Consider the following 306-nt stretch of genomic DNA (forward strand, 5'->3'; position numbering starts at 1 on the left):
GGTATTTCCATCTTCTTTTCCGCAGCTCTCGATAACAGTGACCACGTCTATGTCTTTCGGGAAAGACGCAGCTGCAACTTGACTGATGATTCGATTATTTTCATCGAGCGCTCCGAATTTTTTATAAGCGCAATAAACTAAGTTCTGGAATGGTTCGTCCTCTCTATATTCACCGGCACGTATTACTTCTATCGCGTCTTCACCCAAGCCGTTTTCATTCAAACACTCCTGAATCAGGACTTTCAATTTTTTAGCCACCTCCGGGGCGAAACTGACGAGTTTCCTGGAATCCTCTGCTAAAACTGT

The 306-nt window shown here is 44.1% G+C and carries 1 protein-coding gene; it reads right to left on the minus strand.

What is annotated here, in order from left to right; genetic code table 11:
• A partial coding sequence (locus tag F0U44_RS24240) for a pheromone/general odorant binding protein (protein WP_149730620.1) occupies window positions 1-306 on the minus strand: 306 nt, incomplete at both ends.

Source organism: Nocardioides humilatus (assembly GCF_008373755.1).
Taxonomy (GTDB): domain Bacteria; phylum Actinomycetota; class Actinomycetes; order Propionibacteriales; family Nocardioidaceae; genus Nocardioides; species Nocardioides humilatus.